Origin of the sequence: Terrimonas rubra, assembly GCF_042686025.1 — a bacterium.
GTDB lineage: Bacteria > Bacteroidota > Bacteroidia > Chitinophagales > Chitinophagaceae > Terrimonas > Terrimonas rubra.
Window position 1 is genome coordinate 377010 of record NZ_JBHUOZ010000003.1, and the last position, 24954, is coordinate 401963.

Consider the following 24954-nt stretch of genomic DNA (forward strand, 5'->3'; position numbering starts at 1 on the left):
GATCGAATATGTAAGGAAGGGAGAAAAACCATAAAATCTGATATTATGAAATCCCGTAATTTAACTGCTGTAGGAGCACTGCATCCTATTTTATTTTTTGCAACCGTTTACATTGTCGCCCTTTTCCTGTCTGTATTTATTTGTACCGCAATTTTTAAAACTATCAACGACCGTTCCACCGGGGAGTATGCAAAACCTGCAGAGCCTGCTACTGTCAGTGTTTCCGGGGTTAAGTTGCCAACTGCAACAATGAGCGCTGTAGTGTCATTACGCTAATTTTTTTCAGTTTTTATAGCTGGTGGTATGGGTTCATTGGCCCTATATTTATATCTTCGCCACTCATTCTCCAAACATGCAATCAGCTAAAATATTCTCAGGAACCGGTTCGCAGGATCTGGCGGCCGAAATCTGCAAGCGTTACGGAACAATTCCCGGGCGAATTAATGTGCAAAAGTTCAGTGATGGTGAAATTTCCCCCAATTTCTTAGAAAGTGTTCGTGGCGATTATGTGTTCCTAGTACAAAGTACCTTTGCTCCCTCCGAAAACTTTATGGAATTACTGTTGATGATCGATGCGGCCCGCAGGGCATCGGCTTATAAAGTAATTGCCGTAATTCCTTATTACGGTTATGCCCGCCAGGACCGTAAAGACCGCCCACGTGTGGCAATCGGCAGTAAATTAGTGGCCAATATGTTAACCGCGGCCGGAGCTGACAGGGTGATAACCATGGACTTACATGCTCCCCAGATCCAGGGTTACTTTGATATACCGGTGGATCACCTGGACAGTCACGCAGTTTTTATCCCTTATATTGAAAATTTACGCCTGGAAAACCTTACCTTTGCGGCCCCTGACGTAGGAGCAACCAACCGTATCCGGGAAATTGCCAATTATTTCGGGGCAGAAATGGTGATCTGCGATAAACATCGCAAACGTGCCAATGAAATTGCAAGTATGGTGGTGATTGGTGATGTTACCGATAAGGACATTGTTATTATCGATGATATCTGTGATACCGGCGGAACCCTTGCAAAAAGTGCAGCGCTGTTAAAAGAAAAAGGTGCCCGTAGTGTGAGGGCCATGATTACCCACCCGGTACTCAGTGGCAAGGCCTACGAAAACATTGAGAACAGTGTATTGGAAGAGTTGATCGTATGTGATACTATTCCTATCCGCAAACAAAGCGAAAAGATCAAAGTAATATCTGTTGCCGAACTTTTTGCTGTAGCAATACGTAATGCGTTTGAAAATAAAAGTATTACGAGCTTATTTGTTCACTCGCAAAGACGTACGAGCCTGTAAGAAGGTATAGGGTTGTAAGGCAGATGGTGAAAGGTGTGAGCGGACAACCAATAAAACAAGAACGAAGATTTTTATTCATAAAACAAACAAAAATGAAAACAATTACAATCGAAGGGAACTTGAGGACCGACTTTGGCAAATCAGCCACCCGCCAGCTTCGCTCTCAGGGTCAGGTGCCTGGTGTAATTTACGGGGGTGCTCAGGAGATTAATTTTTACGCTCCTGCTGCGGCTTTCAAACACTTTGTGTACACACCCAGCTTCCAGATCGCTGAAGTAAAATTAGATGGCAAAACTTACAGAACCATCTTAAAAGACTTACAGTTTGACAAAGTAACTGACGTGTTAACCCATATCGACCTGCTGGAATTAGTAGAAGATAAAAAAGTAGTAGCTACTATTCCTTTGAAATTTACCGGTACTTCTGCTGGTGTTAAACAAGGTGGTCGTTTCATTGCTAAATTTAAATCTTTGAAAGTGAAAACTTTACCAAAGCATTTGAAAGAGCAGATCGAAGTGCCTATTGATACTTTAGAGATCAACGGTAATATCCGTGTAGAAGACGTGAAAGAAGAGAACTACGAGATCATGAACTCACCACGTATTCCTATTGCGTCGGTAGTAATGACCCGTCAGCTGAAACAGGAAGAAGCTGCTGCGGCAAAAAAATAAGCTTATCACTTAATGATATAAAAGTACCTGCATTCGTGCAGGTATTTTTTTGTCCATAAAGCATGACCGGTACGCATATCGGCGGCCGGCCGTTCCAAAATTTTCTTTTTAACAATAGCCGGGGAGGTGTTTATTTTGCAGTATGAAATTTTTGATCGTAGGACTGGGCAATGCGGGTAACGAGTATGCGCATACCAGGCATAATATTGGTTTTGATGTGGTGCATGCTTTTGTGACCAAACATGGCGGTGTGTTTAAAACCGACAGGCTGGCCTATATGGCCGAGGTAAAATGGAAAGGAAAACTGTTTGTTTGCATATGTCCTACAACCTATATGAACCTGAGCGGCAAGGCCGTTAAGTATTGGATGGACAAGGAAAAGATACCGGTGGAGAATGTTTTTGTGATATTGGACGACCTGGCCTTACCCCTGAATAAATTGCGGGTACGCCCCGAAGGGAGTGATGCCGGGCACAACGGCCTGAGAAGCATCCAGGCCCTGATCAACAGTACAAAATACCCTCGTCTACGCTTTGGTATCGGCAATGACTTTCCCAAAGGGTTACAGGCCGAATTTGTTTTGGGGAAATGGTTGGAAAATGAACTACCTTTAGTGAAGAAAAAAATCGACATATCGGTGGAAGTAATTGAAAAGTTTGCCACTATGGGTATCACCCGCGTAATGAATGAAATAAATAATAAGGAATTTTCATTATGCGATATGGGCTAGATTACTTATTTTAGCGTCCCGTCCAACAAAAATCCAGTTGATACATGATTGCCTTATTGGGATAATGCCTGAACAGCACGGCTGTCATGGCATATATCTTTATATTTAATCATCAACAACCTCTAACATGAAGATTTTTTGTGTAGGCCGTAATTATACCGAGCACGCAAAAGAATTAAACAACGCAATTCCAGACGAGCCGGTTATTTTTATGAAACCTAAAAATGCACTGCTACAGTCGCATACTCCGTTTTATTACCCCGAATTTACCAACGAGCTGCATTACGAATGTGAAATTGTTTTACGTGTATGTAAAAATGGTAAGTACATACAGGACAGGCATGCCGGCAAATATTATGATGCCATTACAGCCGGTATAGATTTTACAGCCCGCGATCTGCAGAACGAATTAAAGTCTAAAGGACTGCCCTGGGAAAGAGCGAAAGCCTGGGATAACTCAGCCGTGATTGGCAGCTGGATACCCGTTACGGAACTGAAGAATAAAAATGAGATCAGCTTCAGCCTGCAGAAGAACAAGGAGCAGGTACAGAAGGGCAATACCAGGGATATGATCTTTGCTTTTGACGAAATAGTGGCTTTCATATCCAATTACTTCTCTATCAATATTGGCGATCTTATTTTTACCGGTACTCCTGCAGGTGTTGGAGAAGCCGTTGTGGGGGATGTACTGGAAGGTTTTGTTGATGAAAAGAACCTTTTCAGCGTAGAAGTAAAATAAGTTTTATACAAACTATATATTAAATGAAAAGCCCCGTTACTATTGTAACAGGGCTTTTTTCTCATGTGTGTAAGCTTACTGCTTCTGTATGGGTGCTGCAGCAATGATCGCAGCATCTGCGCCGTCCTTATATTTTTTAAAGTTGCTGATGAACAAACCTGCCAGGTAGCTGGCCTTTTCATCATAGGCCTCTTTGTTTTCCCAGGTATTACGGGGAGTTAATATTTCTGCAGGTACACCCGGGCAGCTGTCAGGAATAGCAAATCCAAATACCGCATCATTGGTTGTCGGTATATTGTTCAGGCTGCCATCTAAAGCGGCACTGATCATCGCACGGGTGTATTTTAATTTCATCCGGCTTCCTTCACCATAGGCGCCGCCGCTCCAGCCGGTATTGATCAGCCATACATTTACTTTATTCTCCTGCATTTTTTTACCCAGCATAGCAGCATATTTAGCAGGGTGTAAGGGCAGGAATGGTGCACCAAAGCAGGCACTGAATGTAGGCTTAGGTTCGGTAACACCTGCTTCCGTACCGGCAACCTTAGCGGTATAACCGGAGATGAACTGGTACATGGCCTGGCCCGGTGTTAACCTGGAAATAGGAGGCAGTACACCAAATGCATCACAGGTTAAAAAGAAAATGTTTTTGGGTAAGCCGCCTATCGAAGGCTCCAGGGCATTACTGATAAAATGCAGCGGGTAGGAAACACGGGTATTTTCCGTTACACTGGCATCGTCAAAGTTGATGGTGTTGGTGCCGGGAAAGAAAGTGGTATTTTCTACCAGTGCACCCGGTCGTATAGCATTAAAAATTTCAGGTTCTTTTTCTTCGCTCAGGTTAATGGTCTTCGCATAACAACCGCCTTCAAAGTTGAAGATGTTGTCATCGGTCCATGCATGCTCATCATCACCGATCAGTTTACGGTTAGGATCGGCGCTTAATGTTGTTTTGCCGGTGCCGCTCAGCCCAAAGAAGATAGCCGTATCGCCATCTTTGCCCATATTGGCGCTGCAATGCATGCTTAATACATTTTTCTCCTGTGGCAATACATAGTTTAAGATAGTGAAAATGCCTTTCTTTATCTCACCGGTATAACCTGTTCCGGCGATCAGGATGGTTTTATGTTTAAATGAAACCACGGCGGCATTGGATTGCCGGGTGCCACATTCCTCGGGATTTAATTTTAATGATGGTGCAGAGAGAATTTGCCAGTCAGGTGTAAAGTTTTCAAGCTCAGCCTCGGTAGGGCGTAAAAACATGTTATAGGCAAACAGGTTGTTCCAGGGTTTTTCGTTCACCACCCTGATATTGGTCTGGTATCTTTTGTCAGCACAGGCATAACAATCACGTACCCACAGTTCAGGCACTTTGTCTAAATGTTGTATTATTTTTTTATAAATAATGTCATAATATTTTTCGTCAATGGCAATATTAAAATCGTTCCAGTTCACAGTATCCGCTGTAATAGCATCTTTCACAATAAACTTATCTTTTGGAGAACGGCCGGTAAATTCGCCGGTTTGTATTACCAGGGCGCCGGTGTCGTTCAATACACCTTCACCTGTTCTTAAAGTGTCCTGTATTAATTCCTCAGCTGTTAATTGGTAATGTACATTAGGGGTGTTTTGTAATCCAAGTTTTACAAGCGCCTGTACAGGCAAAACAATCGTCGGGTATGACATAATACTAGCAAGTTTGTTAAGTGGCAAAACTACAGAAAGATTTGAGAAGTAACGAACAAGTGTTAGTGGTACACATTAGATAAATAATCGTATTTTGAGAGTATTATTAATTTTTGTTTAAAAATGAAGCGGTTTATTATATCATATTTGTGAAAATGTAATTTTACGGGCTTTAATTTATAAAGTTTACAGTTGCGAAAAAAGTTGAACTGAATGATCGTTTTTGTAGGTGTATAGCCCGGGGTAAATATATTTTAACCCAAACCAATCGTTTATTTACTGATTGCGTTGTACATGCGTTTTTGCTTATCGATTTTGTGATCATTTAACAGCTTAACACTTAGCTTGCATTGTCAATTGAATAAGCCTGTTTATCTTTAACCTCTTTTAAAATTGTAGTAATGAGAAACTTACCCATAGATTCAAAGTTGTTTACCCAGAACAGAAAAAGATTCAGTAGTAAAATGGAAAAAAATAGCATTGCTATTTTTTTAAGTAATGATGAAGTACCCAGTAATGGTGATGCCCTGTATAAGTTTAAACAAAACAGTAACCTGTATTGGTTAAGCGGTGTAACGCAGGAAGATTCAATGGTGATCCTTTTCCCCGATAATCCTGATCCTAAATACCGTGAAGTACTGGTATTGGTAAGGCCGAACGAATTAAAAGAAAAATGGGACGGTAAAAGATTAAGAACAAATGAAGCAACTGCCATCAGTGGTATCACTACCATTGTATGGGCCGATGCTTTGGAAGGTTTGTTACAACCATGGATACACCTGGTCGATAATATTTACCTGGACAGTAATGAGAACGACAGGAAAGGTTCTTTGTTACAGACAAGGGATTACCGTTTTATCCAGGAAATGAAAAGCCGTTATCCTTTACACAACTACCTGCGTGCGGCAAAAATTACCAAAGAATTACGTGCCATTAAAACGGCTGAAGAAGTGGCGGTACTGCAGCAGGCTATTGATATTACGGATAATACTTTCCGCCGTTTGCTGCAGTTTATTAAGCCCGGCGTGATGGAATATGAAATTGAAGCGGAGATCTATCATTCATTCCTGATGCAACGCAGCAGCGGTCCTGCTTACAGCAGTATACTAGCCAGTGGCGACAGAGCCAGGACCTTACACTATGTATTCAATAACCAGGAATGTAAAGATGGTGAACTGGTACTGATGGATTTTGGTGCGGAATATGGCGGTTATTGCGCCGACCTTACCCGTACGGTACCCGTAAACGGAAAGTTTACCAAACGCCAGAAAGAAGTATACAATGCCTGCCTGGCCATTCATAACTATTGCAAAGGCATTTTAAAACCGGGTATCAGCATTAATAATTATACAGATAAAGTAGGGGAGGAAGCTACCAAACAATTCATCAAAATTGGTTTGTTAACAAAGGCTGATGTAAAGAATGAAGATCCGGCCAACCGTGCTTACCGTAAATATCTATACCATGGCATCTCTCACCACCTGGGTATAGATGTACATGACCTGGGCACCAAAACTGAGCCTATTAAAGCAGGCATGGTATTTACCATTGAGCCGGGTATTTATATAGAGGAAGAGCAAATGGGTATACGTATTGAGAATAATTTCTGGATCACGAAAACAGGTAATAAAGACCTGATGAAGAATATACCGATTACCGCCGAGGAGATTGAAACTTTAATGAAAAGAAAATAAAACATTTAACCATAGCCACGCTACATGAAACAGGTTCCTAATTATTTTACGCTGCTTAATCTGGTATTTGGTTGTATAGCCATTATCGTTACTTTACAAAACGGGTTCATTATTTATAGTGATCCCCAGATCGGGCAACAGTTTTTAAGAATTCCTGAGAGTATAGCACTGGCATCCGTATTTATCGGCCTGGCCGCGGTGGTCGATTTCCTGGATGGATTCCTGGCCCGGCTGCTGCGTGCCGATTCGGAAATGGGTAAACAACTGGACTCGCTTGCCGATGTGGTAAGCTTTGGTGTGGCTCCCGGTATGATCATGTACCAGTTTTTAAGACTGGCTATTGCCGCCGAACCCGATGGCCTGGATAGTTCGGTGCTCTGGTTATTGCCGGCATTGTTGTTACCGGTGGCGGCTGCCTGGCGTTTGGCCCGTTTTAATATTGATACCGATCAAAAATATTACTTTAAAGGATTGCCGGCACCGGCCGGAGGGTTGCTCATTGCTTCCTTACCCCTTATTTACTGGCATGGTAACGTAGATGCAGCGGTAACACTTTTACAAAATAAGTGGGTATTATATGCCATTATCCTGTTTACCACGGTTATTACGGTAAGCACCCTGCCTTTACTGAGCCTTAAGTTTAAAGACTTCTCCTTTAAAAATAATATTCCTAAAGTTGTTTTACTGGCCGTGGCTGTGGTAGCCGGAATATTCACCGGCTGGTTAGCAATTCCCCTTGTAATAATCGCTTACATACTCTTATCTTTGGCGTTCAAAAATAGTTTAGCATGACATATTCGGTGGAAGTAAAAGTAATGCCCCTTAAAGAGTTATTAGATCCTCAGGGTAAAGCCGTAATTGGCGGTTTAAAAAACCTGGGCTTACAAAGTGTTGAAGATGTACGTATTGGAAGAAATATTACGTTACAGATCGATGCCGCTTCTCCCGAAGAAGCCAAAGCTATTGCCGAAGAAGCCAGCAAAAAATTACTGGCCAACCCGGTAATGGAATATTTTGAAGCAACAGTAATATAATTGAACAGATAAATAACCGGGGTGCTATGCAGTAAAACTGCCTGGTTCTCCGGTTTATTTTTTTAGGTTATCTGGCCTGCATTACTATTGGTAAACCTTTTCTAAAAGGGCTTTACATGCCGGCCTTGCATATTGTTTTTTTGTTACCAACGTCCCTGCCCTGATTGGACTTTTGTTGTGTCACTCACTTGTACTGTTACAATACTATTGAGCATTGTGCAAGGGTAATATAAGCAAGACACAATTACTAAATGGCAGGTACTGCTAACAAATAACCATTAACGAATAACCTTTAACCAATAATACGCGTGTTGGAAACAAATCATCAATCATCTCAGGGACGTTTATACCTGGTGCCTACACCCATCGGTAACCTGAAGGATCTTACCTTTCGTGCCCTGGAAGTATTGCAACAGGTTGATCTTGTATTGGCCGAAGATACCCGCACCAGCTCCCACTTATTAAAGCATTACCAGGTTAATAAACCTATTACACCTTACCACCAGCATAACGAGCACAAAGTTTTACAGCACCTGGTCAGCCAATTGTCAGAAGGTAAAACCATGGCCATGGTTACGGATGCCGGCACACCCGGCATTTCCGATCCTGCCTTTTTGCTGGTAAGGGAATGTGTAAAGGCCGGTATTGCTGTTGAATGTTTACCCGGTGCCACTGCTTTTGTACCGGCCCTGGTGAACAGTGGTATTCCCACCAACCGGTTTGTGTTTGAAGGCTTTATTCCTGTTAAAAAAGGCCGCCAGACCTTATTAAAACAATTACAGGGCGAAGAAAGAACCATGATCTTTTACGAATCGCCCATGCGCCTGGTAAAAACCCTGCTCGATTTTATTGAATACTTTGGCGCCGAACGCAGGGTAAGTGTAAGCCGCGAACTGACAAAAATGTTCGAGGAAAATAAGCGCGGTACTTTACAGGAAGTACATGACTATTTTGCCGCCAAAGCGGTAAAGGGTGAAATAGTGATTGTTTTGGAAGGGCTGGGCTAATTATTCGTTTTACGTCGATAAAAGATTAATAGCGGCCAGCTTAAGCTGGCCGCTATTATTATAAAGTATATGGGCTTTAGCCCAATTAACAGGCGATATCAGAAGTTGAATTTTTTTATTAGTTCTTCATATTCCTGCTGAAAGGTCTTTTGTGCATGGTGCATTTCCTGGTTAGCAATATAATGTCTTACTTGATCCACTATTGATTCCGAAACGGAAATGGCATAGTACTCATCCTGCCATTCAAATTTTTGCCCGGTGAGTTTATTCTTATTGATCCAGTAAGAAGATTCTCCTTTTATGAGTTGCATGATTGTTCTTATATTTTGTTCGGTGCCTAGCGAAACCAAACAATGGCAATGATCTGCATAGCCGTTAATTGTGTCTATAAAAATTCCTTTAAGTCTTGCATTTTCGTGCATGTGTTTCCAGGTATTCATTCTGAGTTCCGGGGTATTTAAAAAGGGAATCCTGTTTTTGGTACTCCATACAAAATGGATATAGACTTTTACAAATGGCATGGCAGGTTAGTTTTGGTGTGTATTGGTGTTAGTAGGTTAAAGTTAAAAAATGGTTGGGAAATACAATGGGTTAATGCGGGTATAATAATTGGGCTAAAGCCTATACCTGAATCCGGCAATTCCCCCGGCTAAAGCCGGAGGTAATAGCTGTTATTTATAATATAAAGTACCGGTTGTATGAACATAGCAAACTCGCCTTATCACAAGGATTATAGTTTCTTTAAATGATAATTGGGGTGTAACTACCCGGTAAAAGCAGACAGGATGAAGCAAGGTGAAGAACTACTAATGGTTGGGGTGGGCTGTGAGCGACAGCCCACCAATGGATTATTACACCTAAAGCATGGAGCCGATAGTTACCTTGTTCAACGTATTAACATAATTTGTGGGCATATAGAGACATAATTTTGTATTTTCGGATTTTGTATAGTTAAAACAAGGCATATGATAAAAGCAATTGGCGTATTGGTATTTACCGCGCTGTGTGGTGTTGCTGTTGCTCAGCCCGACCGCTGGCAACAGAAGGTAAAATACACCATGGATATTGATGTAAACGTTGAAACAAACCGTTTTACAGGTAAACAAAAACTGGAGTATTGGAACAATTCACCGGATACCCTGAAAAGAGTTTTTTATCATTTGTACTGGAATGCATTTCAGCCGGGTAGTATGATGGATAACCGGAGCCGCCGGCAGGGAACAATAGCGGTAGGGCGTGGTGTTGACTGGGATGCCCGTGTAAAAGACAGGATCGCCAACCTGAAACCCGATGAGATCGGTTACCAGAAAATTATTTCCTTGACCATGAACGGCGTGGCGCAGCAATACGCAATGCATGAGACCATCCTGGAAGTAACTTTAAGTAAACCTATATTGCCTAAAACCAAGGTAGTATTTGATATGAACTTTGAGGCACAGGTGCCTTTGCAGATACGGCGCAGCGGCAGGGATAACCCCGGTACCGGCGTGCGCTATTCTATGAGCCAGTGGTATCCCAAGTTAAGTGAGTACGATTATGACGGCTGGCATCCTAATCCCTATGTAGGCCGGGAGTTTTATGGTGTATGGGGCGATTTTGATGTGAACATCACTATTGATAAGAATTACATACTGGGGGGTACCGGTTATTTACAGAATGCCGCGCAGATAGGTTATGGGTATGAAAAGGAAGGCACCAAAGTGGTACAACCTGCCGGTAAAAAACTGACATGGAAGTTCAATGCTCCCAATGTGCATGATTTTATGTGGGCTGCCGATCCTGATTTTAAGCACCTGACCCGTAAAGTGGGCGATGATATTACGTTGCATTTATTATACCGTCCTCAAACCGGTAACCCGGCCACCTGGGAAAAGATATTGGACGATGCAGAGAAAGTATATCCTTTTATTACCAAAACTTTTGGTGCTTACAGTTACAAACAATACTCGTTCATACATGGCGGTGATGGCGGTATGGAGTATCCCATGGCCACGTTATTAGCCAGTCCCGGCGCCTGGTTGCACGAGTGGATGCATAACTGGTACCAGGGTGTGCTGGCTACTGATGAAGCACAGTATCCCTGGATGGACGAAGGTTTTACCAGTTATGCCGATACCAGGGCAGCAGCATTTTTGAGCGGTAAGACCGGTTTTATTTACAAAAGTGATTATGACGGTTATTTCAGTTTAGCAAAAAGCGGACTGGAAGAACCCCTGATGACCCATGCGGATCATTATAATACCAACCGCGCTTATTCCAGCGCTTCTTACTCCAAGGGAGCCGTATTCCTGGAACAGCTGGGTTATATAGTAGGTGCCGATGTAAGGGATAAAATATTACTGGCCTATTACAATACCTGGAAATTTAAACACCCCAATGTAAATGACTTTATCCGTTTAAGTGAAATGCAAAGCGGCATTGAACTGGACTGGTATAAGGACTACTGGGTAAACAGCACTAAAAAGATAGATTATGCTTTTGACAGTTTATGGGAAGAAGGTGGTAAGACCAATATCCGCCTGCGCCGCGACGGCTTGATGCCCATGCCCATTGATGTGGAAGTGACGTATGCCGATGGCGCCAAAGAGTTACATTATATTCCGCTGGACCTGATGTATGGTCAGAAACCCAATGAGGATGCCGCGATAAAACGTAAAGTATATCCTGCCTGGAAATGGACAAACGGAACCTATACTATTCAACTGGACAGGCGGTTGATTGATATTGCCGTAGCCGAAATTGATCCCTCGCAGCGAATGGCTGATGTTGAACGGAAAAATAATAAGCTGGAATTAAAACGTCCTTAAGTACAAATAATAATATTATAATAACAAAAGGCTACCGGAGGGTAGCCTTTTGTGGTATTTGATTAGAACCCCTATAATAAATGGATAAAGTGCATGCGATGATTAATGGTTAACTGCTAGATAACTTGGAATAGGGGCTTGTTAAATAACACTGCTAAAGTAGGCTGGTTTTGCTGCATTGGCAATACCACGAAAGTGGTATTTTTAAGTACAAAACCGACCTGCTGGGACGAATAATCGTCGTTTAAACTCATTTTGGTTGACAAATGTTAACTAAAATGAATGTTTTGTTTAACGGCCATAATATTTGTTAACGGCTTCTACCCGGTTGTTTACGTGCAGTTTTTCGTAAATATGGTATACGTGTTTCCGTACTGTTTCAGGGCTTAAAAAAATGGAAGCGGCAATTTCCTTATAGCTTAATCCTTTGGAAAGCCATTCCAGTATTTCCTTTTCACGAACCGTTAGTTTATTAATTTCCTGCTCGGCTTCTGTATTTACGGGCTGTTGATTTTGAAAGGCAGCAACTACTTTACGGGCTATCTGGCTGCTCATGGGTGCACCGCCTTCATATAATTCTTTAATGGCGTTCAGTAACAAAAAGGGGCTGGTCTTTTTCAATATGTACCCGCTGGCGCCCGCGCTTAAAGCTTCAAAGATTTTTTCATCCTCTTCGTACACAGTACACATCATAAAATTGGTATTGGCCAGCAATGGTTTTAATACCCTTACACAATCAATACCACTCTCCGTACTGCCCAGGTTAATATCCATTAAAACCACATCGGGTCGCAGGGTAGGAATTTCAGTTACGGCTTCTTCGGCAGTAGCCAAAGTACCAACGCAAACATAACCGTCAGACATTTCGATAATATCTTTTAAGGTGTTTCTTAATTGACTATTATCATCTACTATACATACCTTAATATCGCTCATATGGCAAAGTTCCTGCTTTGCGGAATTATGAACAATACCACAAAGTGGTAGTTATTTAACTTTTTTGTGGGTAAAGTCTTAACGGGTAACGTAAATAATAAATTTTTCTTTGAAGTAATCTTCTGAATATAAGCCTGTTATATCTACTATTTTGGGTTTAGTGCCGCTCTCCTGTATTTCCAGGTTCAAATCGCCACCTTTCAGGCAAATTAAGCCGGGTGCATGGTTAAGCGGCTGTGATGGTTGCGTAGCGATTAAGGGCCGGCACCATTGCCACAGGTCTTTTAAAGGGGCTACGGCACGGGAAACCACATAGTCAAATTTCCTGTTTTTAATATCTTCCACACGGGCGTGTTGGGTGGTTACATTGGTCAGGCCAAGTTCACCGGCAATTGCCTGTACTACTTTTAGCTTTTTGGCAATACTGTCTACCAGGTGAAAATGAACTTCCGGGAAAAAAATAGCCAGTGGAATGCCCGGAAAGCCGCCGCCTGTACCCAGGTCCAGGATTTTGGCGCCATCGTTAAAGTCAAAAATTGCCGCAATACTTAAAGAGTGTAATACATGTTTTTCATACAGGCTGTCAATGTCCTTCCTGGAAATAACATTTATTTTTTCGTTCCAGTCGGTATATAAAGCCTGTAACTGCTGCAGTTGCTGCAATTGTTTATCAGTAAACTCCGTAAAGTATTTGGTAACAATTTCCATGAGGCGAATTTAGTTAATAGTTCATAGTTAATGGTTAATCGTTCAGGGTTAGTAATTATCAATCAATATTATGCAGGGTTGAACTTTTGAACCTTAAACTGCTTGAACTTTGATTTACCAGGTTTTTTTAGCTTTCCTGAAAAGTGAGGGCGCAAAAAGCAGGTAATAAAAAAACAACCAGAGGTCAAAAAATAATAACCAGCCAAAGAGGTCGCTCTCGCCCAGTTTCTTCATCGGTTTGTAAAAAACAAACAACTGGCTAATGAAACGCAGGCCTATAATAGCAGCAGCAATACGCCAGTCAAACCAGATGGCAGTGGCGGCAGCCAAGGGATAAAAGATGAACTGGCTGCCGGCATACAGACTTAATAAAAACTTATGTACCGGCTTATAATATTTTGCCGTGGTATAATGACGGCGTTTTTGTTTACGCCATTCTTTCCATGTTTTTTTAGGTACCGATAAAGTACTGGCCTCCGCATCAAAAATGATGGCGGTATTATGTTTGGTGGCTACTTTATTAATAAACAGGTCGTCATCACCTCCGGGTAAATGGTTAATGGAGGAGAAGCCTTTGTTGTTTAAAAACAAACTTTTCTTATACGATAAATTGCGCCCCACGCCCATATAGGGCAGGCCGGCCAGGGCATACGAAAAATATTGTATGGCCGAGTGTACTGTTTCAAAACGGATCAGCTTGTTTAAGAAACCCGGTAGTTTATGGTAAGCGCCATAACCTATTACGAGGTCAATGCCGCTGGTATAACCATCCTGCATTTTGTCAATCCAGTTTTCCGTAGCGGGTACACAATCCGCGTCGGTTAATAATAATACCTCATGTTTGGCCTCGCGGATACCAATAGATAAAGGATATTTTTTACCGGCGATCAACTTGGCCTCCTGGGTCAGTTCCACTATATGCAGGTTTTTAAAGGTCTTACGCAGTTCCTCTAAAATATACTTGGAATCATCCAGTGAGTTATCATTTACTACCACTACCTCATAGCTGGTATGATATTGTTGTACCAATACCCCGGGGAGGTTGCGGGCCAGGTTCTCATCCTCATCACGGGCACAAATAATAACCGATACCGGATGGGTTTGCGATTGTGTTTTTTGAGCCGGCTTAAAAAAAGATAAACGGGCAAAAAAGTATAAATAGTAAAACAACTGCACAACGGTGGTGGCAATAAGCAGGTAGAAAAGGATGTTTTCCCAATGAATTAGTGGCATAAGTGGGCAAAGATAATGCAGTTTATTATTTGAAGTTTAAGCTAAGTACTTAACTTGCCGCCGATTTGCGGCTATTTCCCCATAAGGAGCTGCAGGGCTGCTACCTCCGCTTCCTGTTAAATGATACGGGGCAGGCGTTCATTTGTTTATTAGGAAAAGAAACGCTGATATTTCATTACGGGGTAGTATGACCGGCGGGTGTGGCAGGCAACAGTTAATATAATAAAGGACAGATCTCATGGCGGCATTAAGCTTTCAGTTACAACATAATGATACCGGCTCCAAAGCCCGGGCAGGATTAATAACTACCGATCACGGGCAGATAGAAACGCCCATTTTTATGCCGGTAGGAACAGTGGGCAGTGTAAAAGCGGTGAGCCAGCAATTACTGAACAGTGATGTTAAGGCCCAGATCATATTGGGGAATACCTATCATTTATACCTGCGACCAGGCCTGGAGGTATTGGAAAAAGCCGGCGGATTGCACCGCTTTAACGGCTGGCACAAACCCATTCTTACCGACAGCGGCGGTTACCAGGTGTTTTCCCTGGCAGGTACCCGTAAAATAAAAGAGGAAGGGGTAACCTTCCAGTCGCATATTGATGGGAGCAAACACCTGTTTACCCCTGAAGGAGTGATGGATATACAGCGTACCATTGGCGGCGATATTATTATGGCCTTTGATGAATGCCCTCCCGGTGGCAGTGAATACAGTTATGCCCGTAAAAGCCTGGAGCTGACACACCGCTGGCTGGATCGTTGTGTGGAACGGTTTAATAGTACACCTGATAAGTACGGCTATACCCAGAACCTTTTTCCTATTGTACAAGGGGCTATGTACAAAGACCTGCGCAAACAATCCTGCGAATATATTGCCTCAAAAAATGCGACAGGCAATGCGATCGGCGGTTTAAGTGTAGGTGAACCCGAACCGGTGATGTACGAGATATGTGACTGGTGCTGCGATCACCTGCCTGCCGAAAAGCCACGGTATTTAATGGGTGTAGGCACTCCATGGAATATTTTGGAATGTATTGGTATGGGCATAGATATGTTTGACTGTGTGATGCCTACCCGTAATGGCCGGAATGCTATGTTGTTCACTACGCGTGGCGTAATTAATATCGATAATAAAAAATGGGAGTTTGATTACTCGCCTATTGACGAAGGACTGGACAGTGAAATAAGCAATTATTACAGTAAAGCTTATTTACGTCACCTATTAAAGTCAAAGGAGATACTGGGCCTTACCATTGCCAGTACCCATAACCTGGCTTTTTACCTGTGGCTGGTGAAACAAGCCCGTGAACATATTATTGCCGGTGATTTTGAAAGCTGGAAAAACAATATTATCCCCGTTTTAAAACAAAGGTTATAAGTTTCAAACCAGGAAAAAGTCGGCTAAGTGGTTCAACTGATTAAAATTTAGCTTGCTTTTATCGGAAAAAATTACCTGGCATGGGGTAGCACCCGGTTAAACAAACACAAACCCCTGGGGTAGGGGAATACAGGAAGGGGTAAAACTTTTGACAGAACAAGGTTAAGTTTTTTTAAGTACGTAAAAACACTAAAAAGATTGCGGTTTTTAGCGTAAGTTTGACAATCTATTTTTTTCCTTCTAAACTACCAGGCTCAGGCCTGTATAAAACCAAATTTGATGGCTGCTGTTCAGGAAATAAAAGTTGCTATTGCGGATGACCATAAGATTTTTCGTGATGGTATCCGTATGTCTCTTAAAGACCGGGAGTATTTACGCATTTTATGGGAAGCTGAGGATGGCAAGGATTTAATGCATAAACTAAAATTAAAGGAGCCGGATATTTTATTAATGGATATCAGGATGCCTGAAATTGATGGTATCAATGCTATCAGCCTGATCAGGAAAGAATATGAATCGATCAAGATCATTGTACTGACCATGTACGATGACCAGGAGATGATCACCAAGATGATGGAGATGGGAGCCAATGCCTACCTGACCAAAACAACTGACCCCGACGAGATATACCAGGCTATCCTGACCTGTATGAATGATGACTTTTATTTTAATGAGCTGGTGAATAAAGCCGTATTATTAAAATTACAGCATAAAAAAACAGTCCGGCAGTTTTATCCTAATCCTGTAAAGTTTACAGAAAAGGAACTGCGTATCTTAAAATTAATTGCTGAAGATAAAACCACCGAAGAAATATCAAAAGTGGTATTCTTAAGCCCCCGCACCATCGAAACCATTCGCCAGAACATGAAGCAAAAAGCCGGGGCAAAAACCATTGCCGGCCTGGTAATGTTTGCTATGCGTAATAAATTACTGGAATAATTTACGGGCAACTCCTGTTACTTTGTAATTTTCTGTTCATTTTAATATACCGGCATGGCAAATATTAATGATAGTTATTTTGATGGTCATTATAAAGATATCTGGCGTGAAATAAATCCACCTGAACTCACCAGGGTAGAAGTGGAGTTCATGATCAAACAATTTGGATTGAATAAGGATAGTGTGGTGCTGGATATGATGTGTGGTTACGGCCGTCACGCATTGGCGCTTGCCCGCGAGGGCGTAACGGTTACTGCCATAGATAACCTGGAAGCCTATACTGATGAGGTGGCCGCAACAGCCGCCGCTGAAAACCTTCCGGTAACAACCATCCGGGATAATATTTTTACTTATCAGCCCTCACAATCATACGACTTGGCAATCTGCATGGGTAATAGCCTGAATTTTTTCCCGGAAGAAGATTTGTTGGTTATTCTGAAAACGGTAGCAGATAGTTTAAAGCCGGGCGGAGCCATGCTGATTCATAGTTATTCTCTTGCAGAAACGGTTATTAAGCAGTTTAATCCCCGCACATGGACCGATATCGGTGAATTACGAATTTTAAGCAAAAGCCGGTACCTGTTTTTTCCCACCAGGATGGATACGGAGACAATGATCATTACTGCCAAGGGGGAAATAGAGATGAAGCAGGCGGTGGATTACATTTTTTCGGTGAGTGAAATGGCCAGGATCCTCGGCTCGGTGGGTTTACATTTAAAAGAGATCTATACTGTTCCCGGCCGCAGGAAATTTGCCGTAGGCGATCCCTATGCTTATATGATAGCCGTTAAACAGTAAGGGAATACCCCATGTTAATTTCCAACGCATATTTTCTGTTGATAAATGGCAGGTAACGTAATATTTGCTATTTGTGGATAACCTTCCCGGCTCTGTTTACGGAATGCAGTTACCTGGGGGAAAGGGAAATAAACGAAAAAGTCCCCCGAAGAGGACCATTTCATTTGTTACTGTTACGAAAAAATCTTTAACCCATTGAGGGTCAACCTATCAGAAGGCTTAACTGGTTCTTTACAGGTATAATGACTTAAAACGGATATTTAAAAAATAAGAAAGTTGATGTTGACGGGTTCCTGTTTTGGTTTTATTCATTGGATTTGGAAAGAACTTTTCTGGACGGCTTTGGATATTGGATAAACAAGTATCGCTTTCATCAACTTTCTGATACAAAAGTATATCCACATGGCGATGTGGACAAGAGCACAATTGCTCCATTTATTTTTTATGGTTTTTACTGTTGGTATCGTATTTTTCTGGGAAAAATACCTGCCGGTTATCTAAGAGTAAACCACTATTGGTTGATATTTGTCAATAGGTAGTTTCCGCAAAGTAGAAATCAGGTACTTCTACTATGGTTTATGTCGGGGGATTTTTCCAAATTGTGGTCGAATTTTAACGAATCCAATTTTTGTGAAAGTACAATTTTGTAAAACCAATTTTTAATCCCAATGAGAAACGACGGAAACACTGCAATTAAAGTAGCTATTGCCGACGATCACACCCTATTTCGTACCGGCGTAAAAACATCTTTATCCAGCCGGAAAGATATCCAGATGGTAGCAGAAGCCGAAAACGGCATGCAACTGCTGAACCTGTTAAAACATATACAACCCGATGTTGTATTGTTAGACATCCAGATGCCCATCATGGACGGTTTGGCCACCCTTCCCGAGATCAAAAAGTTATATCCCGATGTTAAGGTAATTATGTTATCCATGCATAATGACCATTCGGTAATATCCAAGATGATGGAGATCGGCGCCAACTCGTATTTAACCAAGGAATCGGGTTCCGAGATGATCTACGAAGCCATTAAACAGGTATATGAGCAGGACTTTTATTTTAATGACCTGACCAATAAGGCCTTATTAAGTGGTTTACGTACCAAACGTGTAGTAGAAGCTTCTGCTCCGCCGGATGTAAGCCTGACCGATAAGGAAGTAACTATCCTGCGGTTGATGTGCGAAGAAAAAAGTACGAAAGAGATCGCCGATATCGTTGATCTTAGTCCCCGTACAGTAGAAGCGATCCGTGATAAATTAAAAACCAAGACAGGCACCAAGTCAATGGCCGGCCTGGTAATGTATGCGGTAAAAGCCGGTTTGATCCAGCAAACCTAGATATAGCAACGGTTTAAATTATTACAACCACCTGTTATCAGGTGGTTGTTTTGTTTTAGGTGTGTTGCTATAAAAACGATACTTTCATTGTATGAAATATGTGCATGTTAATAATGTGCTGATGGCGGCAAATACTCCCCGGCTTTTAGCCGATAACAAAGCATATCGTTATGGGGATGGTTTGTTTGAAACAATAAAAGTGATTTCGGGAAAACCAGCCTTATTAAGCTACCACATAGCCCGCCTGTACCGGGGAATAACGCAGTTGCAGTATAATATGCCCGTTTATTTTAATGAGGCCTGGCTGGCAGATAGCATACAGGAGTTATGTATTGCAAATGGGCATAACCTGCAGGCCCGTGTACGTTTATCGCTTTACCGCGGTAACGGCGATATATTCAGTAACCCCGAAGCCGGCATTCTTATTGAATCTTATGAACTGGTACCCGAGCAATTACAACATCCGCTGGTAATAGGTTTGTATACGGCCGGTTATAAAACGGCTGACGCTTTCAGTAACTTAAAAACAGCCAGCAGTTTATTGTATTCCATGGCCGCTATTTATGCCACCCAACATCAATGGCAGGATAGTTTGATACTCAATTATCATCAGCGCATTATAGAAACAGCTATTGCCAATATTTTCTGGGTAAAGGATGGGGCCGTTTTTACACCTCCTTTATCAGAAGGCTGTGTAGCGGGTGTAATGAGGCAGTATTTGCTGGATAATACGACTATTACCGAAAAACTGTGTATGATTGATACATTACTGGAAGCCGATGAGGTGTTTATCACCAATGCGATCCGTGGTATCCGGCCCGTAACGGCTTTTCAAGAGAAAAAATACGTATCTTCACTAGGATTGCAATTGGCGGCAGCAATATTATAATTGTGATTGCAGCAGTTATCCTGATCAGTTTAATTTTTTACTACTGTTTGTAGTTAATACTCTCCCAGCTGCTACCTCCCTTTATTTCCTTCCGGAATCCAGGGGCTTTAACCGAAAAGAAAATTTATGACAGATAAAAGTAGTTTTATTGTAGATAGTGATATGCCATGGGAAGAGACCGGTGAAGGGGTTAAGCGTAAGGTGATGGCCTGGGATGAGCGGCTGATGCTGGTAAAAGTGCATTTTGAGACGGGTGCCGTGGGAACGGTACACCAACATCCGCATACGCAGATATCCCATATAGAGAAAGGCGTATTTGAAGTGGAGATCGGGGGTGATAAAAAATTATTGAAATCCGGTGATGCCTTTTATGTTCCACCCAATATACCCCATGGTGTAGTATGCTTACAGGAGGGGGTATTGATAGATATGTTCAGCCCGATGCGGGAGGATTTTGCCGATAATAAAAAATAGTCTTTATTATTGCAATACCAGGTTAGTTATATTTTCTTCCGTAATCACCAGCCCATTGGTTTGCTGAAACACCTTGTATAAAGTGTGTATGGCATGTTCACCATCCGGGCCCAGGTCAAGACTGTATTGGTTTACATACAGGTCAATATGTTTACGCATTACCGCTTCTTCCATGGCCTGTGCATGTTGTTTCACATATTCGCTCACCTGCGGGTAGTTGGCAAAAGCATATTCCAGGCTTTCCCTGATCAGGCTGTTGATCGTAGTAGCTATATCTTTATCAATACTTCGTTTGATAGCGATACCTCCCAGCGGTATTGGCACATGCATTTTGTTTTCCCAATGTTCACCCAGGTCCATTACTTTATGTAATCCTTTTTCCTGGTAGGTAAACCGGTTTTCATGTATAATCACTCCCAGGGTGTTGTTCTGTTGTAATACGCTGTTCTCAATTTCAGAGAATAAGGCATATTTTTTTTGTTGGGCTTCCGGGTAAGCAAAGCTGAATAAGAGATTGGCCGTGGTATTGATGCCCGGCAATATTACCTGCATTTGCTCCACATCATCCGCTTGCAGGGTTTTGTTTTGTGCCTGTATGAGTAAAGGACCCACACCCTTGCCCAAAGCGCTGCCGGAACGTAATAATAAATAGTTATCCAATGATTTGAAAAAGGCCGGAAAGCTGAGTTTGGTAATATCCAGTTTGCCTTCCAGTGCATATTCGTTCAGGGTTTCCACATCTTCCAGTATGGTCTCAAACTCAAAACCACGGGTATCGATTTTATGATTGACCAATGCATCAAAAATAAAGGTATCGTTGGGGCAGGGACTAAAGCCTAATGTCAGTTTCATGTTTTGTACTTAAGGTTTGTAACAGTTCGATCAGTTCTGCATTCAGGTGGTGAATGGCCGGGCCGATTTTCCATTTCTTTTTATTGCGTACGCCTACCAGGTTAGATACCGAGCGTATTTGCAGGAAAGGAATATTTTCCATCAGGCAAACATAGTGTAATGCCGCGCCTTCCATACTTTCTATAACAGGAGCAAAATGTTCCTTGTACCACTCTATTTGCTTTGGCCGGGTGCTGATCTCGTTAACAGTAACAGCATTGATCGCTTTTAGTTTGGTAAGCTGCAATAAATTTTTATTGGGATTAACGAGTTTACCTTTTTTAAAGGGCTTTTCGTTGGGCTTTAATAATGCCAGGTCAAACATATCCTTAAAGGTTGCCTCCTCCCAAACACCGAGGTCGGCAAAACTATCCTGTTTTACAACAAAAACCTTTTCAAGATGATCGGGAGAAAAGCTGCCGGCAATGCCTGCCTGGATCACCAGCGAATAACGCTGCCGGGTTAATGCCTTAGTCAGTGCATAAGTAGTAACATTACTGCCGATACCCGAAATATCTATAGTAACCCTTAATTGTTTGAATTGTTTTTTATGTTGGTTGAGCCATTCCTTTACCGGGGCAATTTCACCCGCAGTGGCTGCTGTTAACAAAATACGCATGCTGCAAATATCGGGTGCCTGCGGAAATGGTAAGGGATTTTCTTAGAGGCCGGTGATGCCGGGCCTCCGGGAAGCATGTCTTTGATGGTAGTAACATACGTGCGGATAGTAAAAGAACAGTCTGCGGATCAATAGAACGGTTATTAAAAAGCCGGGTAGTTAATTTTGTCTATAGTTTGTTGATTTACAATTACTGGTGAAGGGTTGGAGAAGGATGTTTTTTCCGCCGGGAAGATGCATTTATTGCCATTTTTAACTTATGTATTACCTTTGCAGCCCGCCGGCAAGGCGGCAGAATAAATTATTATAATGGTATATTTAACAAGGGTAGAGCATTTTAATGCCGCCCATAAGTTGTACAACCCCAATTGGGATGAAGCGAAGAATGAAGCGGTATTTGGCAAGTGTGCCAATGAGAACTGGCATGGACATAATTATGAATTATATGTTACCGTAAAAGGTCAGCCGGATGAGGATACAGGATTTGTATTTGATGTAAAAAGATTAAGCACGATCATACAGGAAAGGGTAATTGAAAAGCTGGATCACCGGAACCTGAATATGGATGTTGATTTTATGGCCGGCAAATTATGCAGTACCGAAAACCTGGCCATTGGTATATGGAAAGAGCTGGTACCACATTTGGCCGCTAACATACAGTTACATGCAATAAAGCTGTACGAAACCCCCAAGATCTACGTGGAGTATTTTGGCGAATAGGCTGATATTGATATAAGATCATAAAACTTTAAGCAATAAACCAGGATGGGCGAGATGAATAAAGTGGCTGTATACAGGAAGGAGAATTTTAATGCCGCACACCGGTTGTATAATCCTGCGTGGGATGATGCTACCAACGATAAGGTATTTGGCAAATGTGCCTACCCGCATTACCATGGTCATAATTATGAGCTGGTGGTGAAAGTAACGGGTGTGCCGGATGCCGTTACCGGTTATGTGATGGACCTGAAAGTATTGAGTGAAATTATTCACCGGGAGATCCATGAACGTTTTGATCACCGTAACCTGAACCTGGACACGGTTGAGTTTAAAGACCTGAACCCGACAGCAGAGAATATTGCTATTGTTATTTACAGGTTATTACGACCACATATTGATGCGGGGAATGATCTGCAGATCAGGTTGTACGAAACACCGAGGAATTTTGTGGAGTACCCGGTGGGATAATGGTGAATGCAGAATGATGAGTTATGAATGGGATCATTCACAAGTGACTGATGACAGATGAACCGAACGATGCAGTGTGCGACGCAACAGCTGATGATAGAAGTACTGCAGCCGGTAACATGATAAAGATAATTGTAGTAAAAACAGGGACGAACCAATAACAGGGATTATACCTATTGAACGCTAACCTTAAACATAAAACCTGAAACATTAAACACAATAAGCAATGGCATATAAAAAGATAGATCATTACGATGAGGATGTGACGCAGGGTTTGATGAAGAATTATAAAGAAGTGTTGGGGTATTTGGGAGAGGATGCCGGAAGAGAAGGGCTGATCAAAACACCGGAACGCCTGGCCAAAGCCATGCAGTATTTAACGCAGGGATACCAGCAGGATGCCCATGCTATCATTAACTCTGCCAAGTTTCACGAGGATGTAAGCGAGATGGTGATAGTAAAGGACATAGAAATATTCAGTATGTGTGAACACCATATGCTGCCGTTTTTTGGAAAAGCACATGTGGCGTATATTCCGAATGGCTGGATAACGGGGTTGAGTAAGATAGCCAGGGTAGTGGATGTATATGCCCGCCGCCTGCAGGTACAGGAGCGGCTGACGGTAGATATTATGCATGCGATTAAAGAGACCCTGAACCCGATTGGTGTGGCCGTGGTAATTGAAGCAAAACACCTTTGCATGATGATGCGGGGGGTGGGTAAACAAAATTCAGTGACCACTACATCGGCTTTTGACGGGGAGTTTCATAAAGATTCTACAAGAAGTGAGTTTGTAAAATTAATAGGGGCGGATTTACATTAAAAAACGTAGGTTTGTCACTTAATATAAAGTTTGGTTGGAGGATATTCCGGTCAGGCTTTTTTTGTCACCATAAGTAAAACAACTGCTTAAAAAAATATCACCGCATGAAACATGCATATGTATTTCCGGGCCAGGGTTCACAGTTCTCAGGAATGGGAAAAGAACATTATGAGAATAGTGCTTTTGCCAAGAAGTTATTTGAACAGGCCAATGAGATCCTGGGTTTTCGTATTTCGGATATTATGTTTACCGGGAGCGATGAAGATCTGAAACGTACGGATGTAACACAGCCTGCTGTGTTTTTACATTCTGTAATTGCGTTTAAAACCATTGATAACGCAAAGCCTGATATGGTTGCCGGTCATTCACTGGGAGAGTTTTCGGCCCTGGTAGCCAACGGTACCCTGAGTTTTGAAAGCGCTTTACAACTGGTTGCTATCCGTGCCAATGCCATGCAAAAAGCCTGTGAACTGGTACCCAGCACCATGGCGGCTGTACTGGCTCTGGCGGATGAAAAGGTAGAAGAGATATGTAAAGAAGTAGCGGCCGAAACCGGTGAAGTGGTGGTGCCTGCTAATTATAATTGTCCCGGTCAGCTGGTGATCAGCGGATCACTGAAAGGTATTGAGATCGCCTGCGAGCGTATGAAAGCAGCCGGTGCCAAAAGGGCGCTTGTATTACCTGTAGGCGGCGCTTTTCACTCTCCGTTAATGGCCCCGGCAAAAGAGGAATTGAAGCAGGCTATTGAAGCTACTACCTTTCATGCCCCTGCCTGTGCGGTTTACCAGAACGTGGTGGCTAAAGCTGTGCTGGATAAAGAAGAAGTAAAACAGAACCTGATAGATCAGTTAACCGGTCCTGTACGCTGGACACAGAGTGTACAGGCCATGATCGGCGATGGCGCTACGGTGTTTACAGAAGCGGGCCCTGGTAAAGTATTACAGGGACTTGTACAGAAGATTGATAAGACAATGGAAGTGAATGGCGTGAATTAATAGGTATTATCGTATTGTTTTATAAAAGAAGGCCGCTGTGAAAACAGCGGCCGTTTTATTTATTACACACGA

At 42.3% G+C, this 24954-nt stretch carries 27 protein-coding genes; 20 read left to right on the forward strand and 7 right to left on the reverse strand.

Going from position 1 to position 24954, the window contains the following annotated elements; genetic code table 11:
• The first annotated feature begins 45 nt into the window (after positions 1 to 45).
• The 5 genes from ACFS6H_RS11105 to ACFS6H_RS11125 all read left to right on the forward strand — a co-directional run bounded on the left by ACFS6H_RS11105 (position 46) and on the right by ACFS6H_RS11125 (position 3443).
• The gene (locus ACFS6H_RS11105; RefSeq protein WP_386098314.1) at positions 46 to 276 is read left to right on the forward strand and encodes a hypothetical protein; all 231 of its coding nucleotides are present in this window, start codon (positions 46 to 48) and stop codon (positions 274 to 276) included.
• Between the two features lie 76 nt (positions 277 to 352).
• Positions 353 to 1303, forward strand: a complete 951-nt coding sequence (locus tag ACFS6H_RS11110) for a ribose-phosphate diphosphokinase (protein WP_386098316.1) — start codon at positions 353 to 355, stop codon at positions 1301 to 1303.
• 92 nt (positions 1304 to 1395) lie between these two features.
• Entirely contained in the window at positions 1396 to 1974 is a 579-nt protein-coding gene (locus tag ACFS6H_RS11115; RefSeq protein WP_386098318.1) for a 50S ribosomal protein L25, read from the forward strand.
• A gap of 142 nt (positions 1975 to 2116) precedes the next feature.
• Positions 2117 to 2704, forward strand: coding sequence for an aminoacyl-tRNA hydrolase (gene pth, locus ACFS6H_RS11120; RefSeq protein ID WP_386098320.1), 588 nt, complete (start codon positions 2117 to 2119; stop codon positions 2702 to 2704).
• A 127-nt stretch (positions 2705 to 2831) separates the two neighbouring features.
• On the forward strand, positions 2832 to 3443 hold the full coding sequence (locus tag ACFS6H_RS11125; protein WP_386098322.1) for a fumarylacetoacetate hydrolase family protein: 612 nt from the start codon (positions 2832 to 2834) through the stop codon (positions 3441 to 3443).
• A 75-nt stretch (positions 3444 to 3518) separates the two neighbouring features.
• On the opposite strand, the gene pckA is transcribed toward ACFS6H_RS11125, so the two are convergent.
• Positions 3519 to 5129, reverse strand: coding sequence for a phosphoenolpyruvate carboxykinase (ATP) (gene pckA / locus ACFS6H_RS11130; RefSeq protein WP_386098324.1), 1611 nt, complete (start codon positions 5127 to 5129; stop codon positions 3519 to 3521).
• Positions 5130 to 5530: 401 nt separating this feature from the next.
• Here pckA and ACFS6H_RS11135 point away from each other — a divergent pair, with 401 nt between their 5' ends.
• From ACFS6H_RS11135 to rsmI, 4 genes are all read left to right on the forward strand, one after another.
• Positions 5531 to 6823 (forward strand): aminopeptidase P family protein, encoded by a 1293-nt coding sequence (locus tag ACFS6H_RS11135; protein WP_386098326.1) that lies wholly within the window; start codon positions 5531 to 5533, stop codon positions 6821 to 6823.
• A gap of 24 nt (positions 6824 to 6847) precedes the next feature.
• Complete coding sequence (locus ACFS6H_RS11140; protein ID WP_386098328.1) at positions 6848 to 7615, forward strand: CDP-alcohol phosphatidyltransferase family protein; 768 nt, start codon at positions 6848 to 6850, stop codon at positions 7613 to 7615.
• Entirely contained in the window at positions 7612 to 7857 is a 246-nt protein-coding gene (purS, locus tag ACFS6H_RS11145; RefSeq protein WP_386098330.1) for a phosphoribosylformylglycinamidine synthase subunit PurS, read from the forward strand. Before ACFS6H_RS11140 ends, purS begins: the two co-directional genes overlap by 4 nt.
• A gap of 308 nt (positions 7858 to 8165) precedes the next feature.
• Positions 8166 to 8864: a 16S rRNA (cytidine(1402)-2'-O)-methyltransferase gene (gene rsmI, locus ACFS6H_RS11150; RefSeq protein WP_386098332.1), complete on the forward strand. Its 699-nt coding sequence runs from the start codon at positions 8166 to 8168 to the stop codon at positions 8862 to 8864.
• Between the two features lie 98 nt (positions 8865 to 8962).
• On the opposite strand, the gene tnpA is transcribed toward rsmI, so the two are convergent.
• Positions 8963 to 9385: an IS200/IS605 family transposase gene (tnpA, locus tag ACFS6H_RS11155; RefSeq protein ID WP_386098334.1), complete on the reverse strand. Its 423-nt coding sequence runs from the start codon at positions 9383 to 9385 to the stop codon at positions 8963 to 8965.
• Between the two features lie 444 nt (positions 9386 to 9829).
• On the opposite strand from tnpA, the gene ACFS6H_RS11160 reads away from it, so the two are divergent.
• Entirely contained in the window at positions 9830 to 11671 is a 1842-nt protein-coding gene (locus tag ACFS6H_RS11160; protein WP_386098336.1) for a M1 family metallopeptidase, read from the forward strand.
• A 291-nt stretch (positions 11672 to 11962) separates the two neighbouring features.
• Here the strand turns inward: ACFS6H_RS11160 and ACFS6H_RS11165 are convergent, their stop codons facing one another.
• The 3 genes from ACFS6H_RS11165 to ACFS6H_RS11175 form a co-directional block, all read right to left on the reverse strand.
• Positions 11963 to 12607: a response regulator gene (locus ACFS6H_RS11165; protein ID WP_386098338.1), complete on the reverse strand. Its 645-nt coding sequence runs from the start codon at positions 12605 to 12607 to the stop codon at positions 11963 to 11965.
• A gap of 78 nt (positions 12608 to 12685) precedes the next feature.
• On the reverse strand, positions 12686 to 13315 hold the full coding sequence (gene rsmG / locus ACFS6H_RS11170) for a 16S rRNA (guanine(527)-N(7))-methyltransferase RsmG (RefSeq protein WP_386098340.1): 630 nt from the start codon (positions 13313 to 13315) through the stop codon (positions 12686 to 12688).
• Between the two features lie 114 nt (positions 13316 to 13429).
• On the reverse strand, positions 13430 to 14548 hold the full coding sequence (locus ACFS6H_RS11175) for a glycosyltransferase (RefSeq protein WP_386098342.1): 1119 nt from the start codon (positions 14546 to 14548) through the stop codon (positions 13430 to 13432).
• A 238-nt stretch (positions 14549 to 14786) separates the two neighbouring features.
• On the opposite strand from ACFS6H_RS11175, the gene tgt reads away from it, so the two are divergent.
• The 6 genes from tgt to ACFS6H_RS11205 all read left to right on the forward strand — a co-directional run bounded on the left by tgt (position 14787) and on the right by ACFS6H_RS11205 (position 20366).
• Entirely contained in the window at positions 14787 to 15926 is a 1140-nt protein-coding gene (tgt, locus tag ACFS6H_RS11180) for a tRNA guanosine(34) transglycosylase Tgt (protein ID WP_386098344.1), read from the forward strand.
• Between the two features lie 279 nt (positions 15927 to 16205).
• Positions 16206 to 16865 (forward strand): response regulator, encoded by a 660-nt coding sequence (locus ACFS6H_RS11185; protein ID WP_386098346.1) that lies wholly within the window; start codon positions 16206 to 16208, stop codon positions 16863 to 16865.
• Between the two features lie 54 nt (positions 16866 to 16919).
• Positions 16920 to 17663, forward strand: a complete 744-nt coding sequence (locus ACFS6H_RS11190; protein WP_386098349.1) for an SAM-dependent methyltransferase — start codon at positions 16920 to 16922, stop codon at positions 17661 to 17663.
• 668 nt (positions 17664 to 18331) lie between these two features.
• A complete protein-coding gene (locus ACFS6H_RS11195) occupies positions 18332 to 19003 on the forward strand; it encodes a response regulator (protein WP_386098351.1) in 672 nt (223 codons plus the stop codon).
• Between the two features lie 91 nt (positions 19004 to 19094).
• On the forward strand, positions 19095 to 19892 hold the full coding sequence (locus tag ACFS6H_RS11200; protein WP_386098353.1) for an aminotransferase class IV: 798 nt from the start codon (positions 19095 to 19097) through the stop codon (positions 19890 to 19892).
• Between the two features lie 126 nt (positions 19893 to 20018).
• Entirely contained in the window at positions 20019 to 20366 is a 348-nt protein-coding gene (locus tag ACFS6H_RS11205; protein WP_386098355.1) for a cupin domain-containing protein, read from the forward strand.
• Positions 20367 to 20372: 6 nt separating this feature from the next.
• Here the strand turns inward: ACFS6H_RS11205 and ACFS6H_RS11210 are convergent, their stop codons facing one another.
• Positions 20373 to 21218, reverse strand: coding sequence for a 1,4-dihydroxy-6-naphthoate synthase (locus tag ACFS6H_RS11210; protein WP_386098357.1), 846 nt, complete (start codon positions 21216 to 21218; stop codon positions 20373 to 20375).
• Positions 21196 to 21876, reverse strand: coding sequence for a futalosine hydrolase (mqnB, locus tag ACFS6H_RS11215; protein ID WP_386098359.1), 681 nt, complete (start codon positions 21874 to 21876; stop codon positions 21196 to 21198). The genes ACFS6H_RS11210 and mqnB overlap by 23 nt, the downstream gene beginning before the upstream one ends.
• A gap of 309 nt (positions 21877 to 22185) precedes the next feature.
• Between mqnB and ACFS6H_RS11220 the strand changes: the two genes are divergently transcribed.
• The 4 genes from ACFS6H_RS11220 to fabD all read left to right on the forward strand — a co-directional run bounded on the left by ACFS6H_RS11220 (position 22186) and on the right by fabD (position 24882).
• Positions 22186 to 22596 carry a 6-pyruvoyl trahydropterin synthase family protein gene (locus ACFS6H_RS11220; RefSeq protein ID WP_386098361.1) on the forward strand — a complete coding sequence of 137 codons (411 nt, stop codon included), beginning with the start codon at positions 22186 to 22188 and terminating at the stop codon, positions 22594 to 22596.
• A 54-nt stretch (positions 22597 to 22650) separates the two neighbouring features.
• Positions 22651 to 23064 (forward strand): 6-pyruvoyl trahydropterin synthase family protein, encoded by a 414-nt coding sequence (locus ACFS6H_RS11225; RefSeq protein ID WP_386098363.1) that lies wholly within the window; start codon positions 22651 to 22653, stop codon positions 23062 to 23064.
• A 226-nt stretch (positions 23065 to 23290) separates the two neighbouring features.
• On the forward strand, positions 23291 to 23887 hold the full coding sequence (gene folE, locus ACFS6H_RS11230) for a GTP cyclohydrolase I FolE (RefSeq protein WP_386098365.1): 597 nt from the start codon (positions 23291 to 23293) through the stop codon (positions 23885 to 23887).
• A 104-nt stretch (positions 23888 to 23991) separates the two neighbouring features.
• Positions 23992 to 24882 carry an ACP S-malonyltransferase gene (fabD, locus tag ACFS6H_RS11235; RefSeq protein ID WP_386098367.1) on the forward strand — a complete coding sequence of 297 codons (891 nt, stop codon included), beginning with the start codon at positions 23992 to 23994 and terminating at the stop codon, positions 24880 to 24882.
• Positions 24883 to 24954 lie beyond the last annotated feature (72 nt).